Annotated in this window: 5 protein-coding genes and 1 pseudogene; 2 read left to right on the forward strand and 4 right to left on the reverse strand. The window is 67.3% G+C overall.

Features of this window, described 5'->3' with window-relative positions:
• Positions 1-30 precede the first annotated feature (30 nt).
• Positions 31-1322: pseudogene (locus ACQY39_RS16415) on the forward strand (3-deoxy-D-manno-octulosonic acid transferase).
• A gap of 110 nt (positions 1323-1432) precedes the next feature.
• Positions 1433-3625, forward strand: a complete 2193-nt coding sequence (locus tag ACQY39_RS16420) for a putative bifunctional diguanylate cyclase/phosphodiesterase (RefSeq protein ID WP_428508003.1) — start codon at positions 1433-1435, stop codon at positions 3623-3625.
• Here ACQY39_RS16420 and ligA read toward each other — a convergent pair.
• The 4 genes from ligA to ACQY39_RS16440 form a co-directional block, all read right to left on the reverse strand.
• Positions 3614-5677, reverse strand: coding sequence for an NAD-dependent DNA ligase LigA (gene ligA / locus ACQY39_RS16425; protein ID WP_428508005.1), 2064 nt, complete (start codon positions 5675-5677; stop codon positions 3614-3616). The two genes, ACQY39_RS16420 and ligA, sit on opposite strands and share 12 nt — an antisense overlap.
• 100 nt (positions 5678-5777) lie before the next feature.
• Positions 5778-7091: a hemolysin family protein gene (locus ACQY39_RS16430; RefSeq protein ID WP_428508007.1), complete on the reverse strand. Its 1314-nt coding sequence runs from the start codon at positions 7089-7091 to the stop codon at positions 5778-5780.
• A 31-nt stretch (positions 7092-7122) separates the two neighbouring features.
• Positions 7123-9840 (reverse strand): putative bifunctional diguanylate cyclase/phosphodiesterase, encoded by a 2718-nt coding sequence (locus ACQY39_RS16435; RefSeq protein WP_428508009.1) that lies wholly within the window; start codon positions 9838-9840, stop codon positions 7123-7125.
• A gap of 174 nt (positions 9841-10014) precedes the next feature.
• A complete protein-coding gene (locus ACQY39_RS16440; RefSeq protein ID WP_428508011.1) occupies positions 10015-11064 on the reverse strand; it encodes a cell division protein ZipA C-terminal FtsZ-binding domain-containing protein in 1050 nt (349 codons plus the stop codon).

Consider the following 11064-nt stretch of genomic DNA (forward strand, 5'->3'; position numbering starts at 1 on the left):
AAGGCTGACACCGCCGGCCGCAGCGGCACCCTGGGCCAGGCTCTGGCACTCGGGCTCTACGGCCTGCTGCTGCAGCTGCTGAGCCCGCTCTACCTGCTGCGACTGTGGCGGCGCGGTGCGGCCGAACCGCTGTACCGCGAATGGCTCGGCGAGCGTTTCGGCTTCTACGCGCAGCCAGAGACGGCAGGTGGCCGACTCTGGCTCCATGCGGTCTCCCTGGGCGAGACCCGCGCCGCTGCGGCCCTGGTGGCTGCCCTGCGCCAGGCCCGGCCGGACTTGCGCCTGCTGCTGACCCACAGCACGGCCACCGGCCGCGAGGCCGGGCGCGAACTGCTGCAGGCGGGCGACGCGCAGGCCTGGCTACCCTATGACAGCCCGGGCGCCGTGCGCCGTTTTTTGCAGCACTGGCAGCCTGCGGTCGGCGTGTTGATGGAAACCGAGATCTGGCCTTGCTTGCAAGCTCGCGCCGAGGCGGTCGGCCTGCCCATGGTGCTGGCCAATGCTCGATTGTCGGAACGCAGCCAGCGGCGCGGCCAACGCTTCGCCGCCCTGCTCCACCCAGCCGCCCGGCGCCTGCGCCTGGTCTTGGCACAGACCGAAGCCGATGCCGGCCGGCTGCGCGCCAGCGGTGCCGCCGAGGTGCAGGTGCAGGGCAATCTGAAGTTCGACATGAAGGTCGATGCGGAGTTGCTGGCGCGCGGCCAGGCCTGGCGGGCTCAGCTGGGCCGGCCCGTGCTGCTGGCCGCTGTGAGCCGCGAAGGCGAAGAAGCCCTTCTACTCAAGGCCTGGCAAGACCTGGCCCCCGGTACGCACCGGCCCCTGCTGCTGATCGTGCCACGCCACCCGCAGCGCTTTGACGAAGTCGAGGCCCTGCTGCTGGCGGCGGGCTTGACCGTGGCCCGACGCAGCCGCTGGCAGGCGCAGCCCGACCCGCAGCCCTGCAAGCCGATGCCTGGTTGGGGGACTCCATGCGCGAGATGCACCTCTATTACGGCCTGGCCGATGTCGCCTTGCTTGGCGGCAGCTTTGCGCCCTTGGGCGGGCAAAACCTGATCGAGGCCGCCGCCTGCGGCTGCCCCTTGATGATGGGGCCGCACACATTCAACTTCGCCCAGGCGGCCGACTTGGCCGCCGAGGCTGGGGCCGCGCTGCGCGTGGCCGATCTGAGGGAGGGGCTGGGCCGAGCCCTGCTGCTGTGCCAAGACCAAGAGCGCCGCAGCGAGATGCAGGCGCACGCCCTGGACTTCGCTGCGCAACACCGCGGCGCAGCTGCGCGCATGGCGGCCGCCATCCTGACGCTGGCACCACCACCGTCGGCCTGAGCTGAGCCGGCTCTCGCTGCCCGAGGAAAAACCGAGCACGCAGAGCGCACACAATCGCCTACATTGCTTAGCGCGAGCCATCGTCGGGCCGCGGTGGCGGAGGGAGCGTGATGCGATCGAGTCCGAGACAGAACGATGTGTCAGAGGCGCTGCAGGCGCCGGCGGACGCCTTGCCTGTGCCAGATTCGCCGCGCCCGACCGGGCATTTCCGGCTGACTCGCTATTTCTCCTGGGTGTCGCTGGGCTTGATCGCAACAGTCGGTCTGCTGCTGACCCTGAGCATGCGCGCGCAGATGGAGCGCGAACTGATCCACATGGCCGAGCGCCGCAACGAGGCCATGACGGCGGTCTTCATCCATGCGCTCGGAGAGCGCTTGGCGCCTCTCCTGCACGACAACTCGGCGCTTGAGCCCGCACAGTTGCTGGCCCTGGTCGAAGCCCAAGAGCTGCACACCCGAGCACGAACCCTGATGTTCGGGGCCGACATCATCAAGATCAAGCTCTACAACCGCCAGGGCCTGACGGTCTATTCCAGCAGCGCCGCGCAGATCGGCGAGGACAAGCGCGACAACCCCGGTTTCCAGGCCGCCCTGGGTGGCCGCACCACCAGCGTTCTTGTCCACCGCAACAATTTCGATGCCTTTGAGGGGCAAAGGGCCACGGTCGACCTGATCAGCAGCTATATGCCCATTCCGGCCGGAGCCGACCGGGCCCTGTCGCCCGGCGTGATCGAGCTGTACCAGGACGTCACACCCTTCGTTCAGCGCCTGGCCGCGCTGCATCGCCGCACCGTGCTGGCCGGCTTCGCCTTGATGCTGGGCCTGTACGGCCTGCAACTGCTGCTGGTGCAGCGCGCCCAGGGCATTCTGCGGCGCCAGGAAGCTGCGCTGCAGGAGGTCAACCGTGTGCTCGACCAGCGCGTGCAGTCTCGCACCGAAGAGTTGCGCGCCGCGCTGGCCCGGCTCGAGCACCTGGCCCATCACGACCCCCTGACCGGCCTGCCCAACCGTCTGCTGTGCAATGACCATCTGCGTTATGCCATCGCCAAGGCGCAACGCCAGCAGCGGCAGCTGGCCGTCCTCTTCCTGGACCTCGATCAGTTCAAGGAAGTCAACGACATGCTCGGCCACTCGGTCGGTGACGACTTGCTGATCGAAGTGGCGCGTCGCCTGGCGGCGCATCTGCGCGGCAGCGATCTGCTGGCTCGCCTGGGCGGCGACGAGTTCGTCTGCGTACTCGATTGCGAGAACGCGGCGCTGGAGTCTCCGCTGGTGGCTGACAAGCTGATCCAGGCCTTGAGCCGCACCATGGAGCTGCAAGGGCACGAGGTACAGATCTCGGCCAGCATCGGCATTGCGCTCTACCCGGGCGATGGCGGCAGCGCCGACGAGCTGGCGCGGGCGGCCGACACCGCCATGTACGAGGCCAAGCGCGCCGGCCGCAACCGCTTCCATTTCTACCGCCCCGAAATGACTCAGGCGGCGCTGGCGCGTGCCCATATGGACCGCCTGCTGCGCCGCAGCCTGGAATGCGGGGAGATCAGCGTGCACTACCAGAGCAAGTTCCTGGCTCGCGCGCCAGGCGTTCCGACTGGCGGTGTCGGCCCCTGCTGCGGCGTCGAGGCCCTGGCCCGCTGGCACAGCGCGGAGCTCGGCGCCGTGGCACCGGCCCGCTTTATTGCACTGGCCGAGGAGAGTGGATTCATCAACGAGCTGGGCGCGTGGATGCTGCGGCGTGCCTGTGAGGACATGATGGTCTGGCGGAGCGCAGGCCTGGCGCTGGACCATGTCTCGGTGAATGTCTCAGTGCGGCAGCTTGAGCGAGGAGACTTTGTCGACTTGGTGCAAGCCACCCTGGCCGCGACCGGTCTGCCGGCTTCGGCCCTGGAGCTGGAAATCACCGAGTCGGTCATCATGAATGCCGACAATGCCCTGGCCACCTTGAACGCCTTGCATGGCCTGGGCGTGCAGCTGTCCATCGACGACTTCGGCACCGGCTACTCCTCGCTCGCTTACCTCAAGCTGCTGCCGATCCAGACGTTGAAGATCGACCGATCCTTCGTGGCCGGCATCGGTGCCGCCGGCCGCGACACCGGCGACCGCGCCATCATCGAGGCCGTCATCGGCCTGGCGCGCAGCCTCGGCCTCAACACGGTGGCCGAAGGCGTCGAAAGCCCCGAGCAGCTGGCGGTCTTGCAAGCGCTGGACTGCGCCCAGGTGCAGGGTTTTCTGTTCAGCGGCCCGGTGCCTGCCGAGCAGTTTCAGCTCGACTACGCGCAGGAAGCTGCTTCGTCAGCCGTTTGAGTCGCCGGGGCCTTGGCCCTGCAGCAAGGCCTGCAGGCCCGCCTCGTCGAGCACAGTGACACCCAGCTCGCGCGCCTTGTCCAGCTTGGAACCCGCCTCCTCGCCGGCCACAACATAGTGCGTTTTCTTGGACACGGAACCGCTGACCTTGCCGCCGGCGGCCTCGATCAAATCCTTGGCCGCATCGCGAGAGAGCGTCGGCAAGCTGCCGGTCAGCACCAGGATTTTGCCCAGCAAGGGCTGCGGACCCTGTTCGGCCAAGGTGCCACCGCCTTCCTCCCAGTGCAGGCCGGCGGCGCGCAGCTGCTCGACCACCTCGCGGTTGTGAGGCTGGGCGAAGAAGGTACAAATGCTCTGCGCCACGACAGGGCCAACGTCAGGCACGCTGAGCAGCTGCTCGGGGCTGGCGTCCATCAGAGCGTCGATGCTGCCGAAATGACGCGCCAGATCCTTGGCCGTGGTCTCGCCGACCTGGCGGATGCCCAGGCCGAAGAGAAAGCGCGCCAGCGTGGTGCGCTTGCTCTTTTCCAGCGCGTCGACAATGTTCTGCGCGCTCTTCTCGGCCATGCGCTCCAAAGCGGCGAGCTTGGCCACGCCGAGCTTGTACAGGCCCGGCAGACTCTGCACGATGCCGGCATCGACCAGCTGATCGACCAGCTTGTCGCCCAGGCCCTCGATGTCCAGCGCGCGCCGGCCGGCGAAATGCAGCAGGGCTTGTTTGCGCTGGGCCGGGCAGGAGATGCCACCGCTGCAGCGGTAGTCCATGCCGCCTCGCTCACGCAAGGCCGCGCTGCCGCAAACCGGGCAGGCGCGCGGCAAGCGGAAATTGGGCACATAAGCCAGGCGCTCACCGGGCACGCGACCGACCACCTCGGGAATGACGTCGCCAGCGCGGCGCACGATCACCTGGTCGCCAATGCGCACGCCCTTGCGCCGCAGCTCGAAGACGTTATGCAGGGTCGCGTTCGACACCGTCGTGCCGCCCACGAAGACGGGCTCCAGCTTGGCCACGGGGGTCAGCTTGCCGGTGCGGCCGACCTGGATCTCGATGCCGTTCAGGCGCGTCAGCTGCTCCTGGGCCGGGTATTTGTGGGCGACCGCCCAGCGCGGCTCTCGCGTCTTGAAGCCAAGCTGGCGCTGCAGCTCCAGGCTGTTGACCTTGTAGACAATGCCGTCGATGTCGAAGGGCAGCTGGTCGCGCTTGGCACCCATGGCCTGATGGAACTCGACCAGGCCCTGGGCGCCCTGCACCACCGCGCGGTCGGCGCAGACCGGCAAGCCCATGGCAGCCAGGGCGTCCAGCAAGCCGCTGTGGCTGGCCGGCAGGTCCCAGCCCTGAACCGCGCCCAGGCCATAGGCAAAGAAGCTCAGCGGTCGCTGCCGCGCCAGAGCCGGATCCAGCTGGCGCACCGCGCCGGCCGCGGTGTTGCGCGGGTTGACGAAGGTCTTCTCGTGGGCCGCACGCTGGCGCTCGTTGAGTGCCTCGAAATCATCGCGGCGCATATAGACCTCGCCACGCACCTCCAGCACCGCCGGGCTCGGGCCTCTCAAACGCAGCGGGATCTGGCCGATGGTGCGGATGTTTTGCGTCACGTCTTCGCCGCTCTCACCGTCGCCGCGCGTGGCGGCCTGCACCAACAAGCCCTGCTCGTAGCGCAGATTGATGGCCAGGCCGTCGAACTTCAGCTCGGCGGCGTACTCGATGGCCGATGCCTCCTCGCTCAGACCCAACTCCCGGCGCACGCGGGCATCGAAATTCAGCGCCCCGCTGGCCTCGGTGTCGGTTTCGGTCTGGATGCTCAGCATCGGCACGACGTGGCGCACCGAGGCAAAGCCGTCCAGCACCTGGCCAATCACGCGCTGGGTCGGCGAATCGGGGCTCAACAGCTCCGGGTGGGCCGCTTCCAGGGCCTGCAGTTCCTGGAACAGCTTGTCGTACTCGGCATCGGGCAGAACCGGCGCGTCGAGCACGTAGTAGAGATGGGCGTGGTGGTTCAGGCTGGCCCGCAGTTCAGCGGCGCGCAGCGTGGGGTCATCGGTTCGAGAGCTCATGGGCTCGATTGTGGCTGAGCTTGGCCCGGGCGAACGCCAACTCAGTACCCAGCTCAGCGAGGCATAGGGCGCTCTGTTTCTTTCAACGGAGGAGCTGCGTTCAGGCCGCGTCTGCCGTGTCGGCCGCTGAAGCCGCCGGCACGCGTGTGATCATCACCTGGTCAACACGGTGGCTGTCGACGTCCACCACCTCGAAACGCCAACCCTCCCAGATCACATGGTCGGTGCGCTTGGGGATGCGGCGCAGCATCACCATCAGGAAGCCGGCCAAGGTGTCGTACTGGCCGGCGTGGGGCAGGCTGTCGAGTTCCAGCGAGCGCTGCACATCGCTGATCGGGGTGATGCCATCGGCCAGGAAGGAGCCGTCTTCGCGGCGCACGATCTGCTCTTCATCGTAGGATGTGACCAAGCTGCCCATGACCGTACTCATGACGTCGTTGAGCGTGATCACACCGACCACCAGGCTGTACTCGTTGACGATGACGGCGAAGTCCTCATGCACTTGCCGGAACTGGGTCAGCACCTCGGACAGGGTCAGGCGGTCCGGCACGATCAGCACTTTCTTGACCAGGCCTTCGGCACGCAAAGCGATTGGCTCATCACGCAGCACGCGCTGGAACAGGTCGGTGGCGTCGACATAGCCGACGATGCTGTCGATCTCGCCGTCACAGACCAGATAGGTGGAATGCGGGTCATCGGCAATGCGGGTGCGGATCAGCGCATCGTCATCGGCGAGAGCGAAGAAGACGATGCGCTCGCGGTTGGTCATCGCGCTTTCGACCGTGCGGGTGTCGAGTTCGAACACATTGGCGATCATCTGCTGCTCGGCATCAGCGACCACACCGGCCTGGTTGCCGGCCTCGGCCAGCGCCAGGATGTCGTAGTGGGTGATGGTGTTGTCGCGCTCGGCCGGCAAGCCCATCAGCTTGATCAGGCTGGCGGTCAAGGCACTGAAAGCCCAGGCCAGGGGCTTCATCAGGGTGATCAAGCCCAGCATCGGCCCGATCACGGCCACGGCCATGCGCTCGGGCTCGTTCATGGACAAGCGCTTGGGCACCAGATCGGCCAGCACGATGAAGAGCGCCGTGATGGTGGCAAAGGACAGCGCAAAGGCTGCGGTCTGCGCCTGCTGCGCGCCCATCACCACCTGCAGCAGGGTCTCGAAATGCGGCGTCAGCGCGCCTTCGCCGACGATGCCGCCCAGAATGGCCACGGTGTTGACGCCGATCTGCACCACCGTGAAATAGTGGCCCGGCTGTTCCTGCACGGCAAGCACCCGCTCGGCCCGGGCGTCGCCTTCGTCGGCCCATTGGCGCAACTTCAAGCGGCGCGAAGCGGCCAGCGACAGCTCGGCCACGGAGAAGAAGGCACTCGCGGCGATCAGGGCCGCAATCAAAAGCAGGCTGGAGGACAAGGCGGGTCTCGTTCGGTCTCGGCCTGCAAGTCTAGCCGCTGACTTCAAGTGACGCCTGGGCCAGGCGCAGCATCTCGCTGGCCTGCGCCGCCGGCACTGGGCGCGCATAGACATAACCCTGCATCAGGTCGCAGCCCCATTCGCGCAGGCAGGCTTCCTGAGACAGGTCCTCCACGCCTTCGGCCACCACGGTCAAGCCCAGGCTGTGGCTGAGCTGGATCAAGGCCTGCACGATGGCGGCATCCTCGCTGCGCCGCATCAGGTCGGTGATGAAGGAGCGGTCGATCTTCAGCCGGTTGATCGGGAATCGGCGCAGATAAGCCAAGCTCGAATAGCCAGTACCGAAGTCATCGATGGCCAGATGCAGGCCGAGCGCGCGCAAGGCATGGAGCTGCGCCGTCGACCCATCGGCTTCGTCCATGACGGCGCCTTCGGTGATCTCCAACTCCATCTGCCCCGGGTTGACGCCGCTGCGTTGCAAGGTCTGCCGAACCATCTCCATGAACTCGGGATGCTGGAACTGGCGCGGCGAGATGTTCACGGCCACCATGGGTTCACCCAGGCCCGCCTCCTGCCAGGCGCGCGCCTGGGCACAGGCCTGCTGCAACACCCAGCGGCCGATGGGCACGATCAGACCCGAGGCCTCGGCCAAGGGGATGAAGCGGTCGGGCGGGATCAGGCCGTCGACACTGCGCCAGCGCAGCAAGGCCTCAAAGCCACTCAAGCGCCGGTCGCTGAGGCGGCACTGGGCCTGGTAGTGCAGCTCGAACTCGCCCTTTTCCAAAGCCTGCGACAGGCGCGACTCCAGCAGCAGGCGCTCATGCTGGCGCGACATCAGATCTTCCGAGAACACCACCGCGCAGGTGCCCGCCTGCTCGCGGGCGCGGTGGCTGGCGAACTGAATCGCCCGCGCGACATCGGCCGGCGTGCGCCCATGCTTGGGGTACTCGGCGGCGCCGATGCTCAGGGTCACGGTCAACTGTTGCTGCGCGATCTGGAAGCTCGGTGCGATCGCCTCGCTCAATTCAAGCAGCAAGGCGTCGAGCCCCAAAGCCTCGCTATTGCCCTTGAACAAGACCCCAAATGACAGGCCGTCGAGCCGGTACACGGTGCCGCCACGTCGCGTCACCACTGCCAGCAGGCGCTCCCCGACCTGGCACAGCAAGGCATCGCCCAGCACATGCCCGAGGCTGCCCATGATCAGGCCGAAGCGCTTGATGCCGATGCCCAGGCCGACAAAGCTGCTGTCCTTGAGTGCTTCGGTGTCGCGTTCGATCGCCCGGCGGTTGGGCAGACCAGTGACCCGGTCATGCAGGCTGACGAACTCCAGCTCCTCGTTCTTGCTCAGCAACTCGCGATTTGCGCGGCGCACGCGCAAGTACAGCAAGCTCGTCAGCACGACCCCCAGCGCCAAACTTCCGGCCAGGGCCAGGCCCATCCAGCGCTCCCAACGCTGACGTTCCAGGCTGCTCGCCAGCAAGGCGCCTTGGTGGGCCAGCTGTTCCCGCTCGCGCTGTTGAGTTTCCAGGCTGGACTGCTGCTGCAGGTCCAGCACGGTGTTGAGCCTGTCCTTGCGCACCAGCTCCGATTCCAAGGCCAGGGCCTCGCGCAGCCGCAGCAGCGCGCCGCCGGCGTCGCCGGTGCGCTCCAGCAGCAGGCCATAGCGGTTGAGTTCCAGCAGCAGCTGTCCCGATTTGTCGCGCTGACGCAGCCAGGCCAGGCCCTGTTCGACCGATTTCTGCCCCTCTGCCGGGCGCCGCAAACCGTGCAAGGCCATGCCCTGATTGATGGACGCCAGGGCCGATGCTTCGGCGTCACGCTGCTGCGCGGACAGCTGCAAACCACGCACGGCCGCGAGGCGAGCCTGTTCAAAGTTGCCGGCGCTCAGGTAGAGGCCGCTGAGTTGCTGCAGCACTTGGACCTGAGAGCTCAGCCAGCGCGGCCCACCGGCCTGGGGATTGATCTCCTGCCCATCGCTCCAGCCCTGACGCTGCATGGCGTAGGCGAGGTCTTGGCCGCGTTTGGCGGCCGCTGTGGCCGCGGCCGGGTCATCCGAGCGCTCGGCCACCAGCGACTCCAGCAAGCTGGCGGCAATCATCAAGGGCCCGACTTTGATCTCATCCGCCAGGCGGTAAGCGAGCAACGCATCGACGCGCGCGCCGACCAGATCACCCATGGCCAGCTTGACCGGAGCCAAGGCCACATGCGCCTGCGCACTGCGGCGAACGTTGCCGAGCTCATTGGCAGCCGCATCGGCAGCTTCGAAATGGGCCCGCCCCAACTCCAGACGACCCAGGAAGGCAGCGAGGTCGCCGGCCGTCATATAGACCCAGTAGCGCAGCGCGGCGTCCGGGCTCTGGGCGACCAAGGGCAAAGCGGCTTCGACCAAGCCATAGGCCGCTTCAATGCGCCCCGAGAATTGCAGCATGGTCGCGCGCAAGGCATAGGCCGAAGCCAGGGCCAGCGGATGGCGCTCCCGCTCACCCAAAGCCAGCAATTCGGCAATGGCGGCGTCGGCCACGGTCGGCTTGTCGAGCGCGCCATGGACATAGCCCCAGGCCGCCAGGAAGACACGCAGATCATCGCCACCGGCCGCACGCGCGGCGGCTTCCAGTGGCTTCAGTTGCTGCACCAGCTCCGGCATTTGATTGCCGTAGCGAGCCTCGATGTCATTGACTTGCTGGGCGATCGACCCGCGGCCCGGCGAAGCCGATGCCGCCTGAGGCGGCTGAACGCCTTGTTGAGCCACGGCCGCGCCCTGACCCAACACACAAAGGCCGCACAAGGCGAGCGAACGCAGCCGGACTGCGCCTTGAGAGCAGGAGCGCGAAAAAAGCATATCTCGCTTTTTCGGCGCGCCATGGGCCAACTTGAGCAGCCGAGGCCTTGCCCGGGCCTAAGCGCCCTCAGGACAAAGGTTCGCTCAGCTGAACAGGCGGCGGGCAGCCAGGCTGCCAGCGGCCAGATCGCGCGAAGCCAAGGCGCGGTACAAGGTGCTGAGCTCCTGCCCGATGCTGGCGAAGGCATGAAGATTGAGAATCTGGGCGCGGTCGTCGCAGACATCGGCCTCGATGTCACGGGCCAGGCCACGGGCCGCCTCCTGCCAGCTGGCAAAGGGCTCCAGGGCCTCAGGCGTTTGCGGCACATCCAGAGACAAGGCCAGCTCGCGCAAGGACGACTGCTGCGGATCTTCAGCCAAGGCGGCCTGGGAGTCGAAGCTCAGGGACAGAATCGGCGGTGCGCCCTCCTCGGCCGAGGGCAGCACCAGGCGCCCGGGCATGGCGCCCGGCACAAAACCGTGGCGCAAGGCCATCTGCTGCACATAACCGAGGGTCCAGGCGGCATTGCGAGCACGCAGGACCACGGCCAACTGGGCATCGTGGGCGCTGGCGAACTGGTCCAGCTCGCGGGCCCGGCCGACCACGTCGAGCATGTCGGGGAACTGGACGAAGGCACCGACGCCATCGGCAAAGCCCTGCACCTTCTGCACAAACTCCGAATACTCGATCTCGTTCATGGCGCCGTTGCGGTTCGCCATCTGCACGCCGGCCTGGAATTCGCCGTAGCGCTGGCCGGCCAGAGGCAGCTCCCATTCGCCGCTCTCGGCATTCAGGCCCTCGATATGAAAGGGCTTGGTGCCAGCGCGCCGGCTGCCGGGCAGGTGAGAGGTGGCCATCTCGCCGCTGATCGGCGTGTCCAGGGTGATGGTGGCAATGGCGTCGATCAGCGCGTCGATGCGGGCCGAAGGCTTGCGCGCGACGCGGCCGACCGCGGGCATGGTTTCGTCGAGCGAGGCAGGCGGGCCGCCGGCGTCGCCGTCCAGACCAGGCTCTTGGCCTTGGCCGTCCATCACCGGCTCCATCTGCGGGTCGGCGCGGCGCGGGCCGGCCTTGCGGGCGCTCCAGGCGCCATGGCCGACCACGCCGGCCAGCACAAGGCCACCGAGCACGGCCAGCATTTCGGTCAGGCTCAT

Origin of the sequence: Roseateles sp. (genome assembly GCF_965262435.1) — a bacterium.
Taxonomy (GTDB): domain Bacteria; phylum Pseudomonadota; class Gammaproteobacteria; order Burkholderiales; family Burkholderiaceae_C; genus Paucibacter_A.

Excerpts from the sequence above, each read along its gene's own strand:
- ACQY39_RS16420 (WP_428508003.1), top strand. The coding sequence starts at position 1,433 with ATGCGATCGAGTCCGAGACAGAACGATGTGTCAGAGGCGCTGCAGGCG.
- ligA (WP_428508005.1), bottom strand. The coding sequence starts at position 5,677 with ATGAGCTCTCGAACCGATGACCCCACGCTGCGCGCCGCTGAACTGCGG.
- ACQY39_RS16440 (WP_428508011.1), bottom strand. The coding sequence starts at position 11,064 with ATGAGCCTGACCGAAATGCTGGCCGTGCTCGGTGGCCTTGTGCTGGCC.